General features: G+C 62.1%; 1 protein-coding gene. It reads right to left on the bottom strand.

The window, feature by feature from the left end; all coding sequences use genetic code 11:
* On the bottom strand, nt 1-277 hold a 277-nt coding region (locus tag P0D89_RS54490; RefSeq protein ID WP_408379936.1), incomplete at both ends, for a transposase.

Consider the following 277-nt stretch of genomic DNA (forward strand, 5'->3'; position numbering starts at 1 on the left):
GTACTCGCGAGCGAGCCGGGTGCTGAGTTGATGCAGAAAGTCCTTCCTGCGGTTCGCGATCCTGGCGTGGATCGCCTTCACCCGGCTCTTCTTACGTGCTCGCTGGGCAGTGGCGAGCGCGGGTTCGAGGTCGCGGTAGAAGCGCTGCGCGTCGACATTCGGAAGACGTTCGTCCGAGAAGCCGGCAAAGGTTTTGAGCCCGAGGTCGATGCCCAGATCCAGGTTGGCTTCGTTGGGCCGGGCAGACTTCACCTTGACCGTCACGTTCAGATACCAG

Source organism: Paraburkholderia sp. RL18-085-BIA-A, from assembly GCF_046027075.1.
GTDB lineage: Bacteria > Pseudomonadota > Gammaproteobacteria > Burkholderiales > Burkholderiaceae > Paraburkholderia.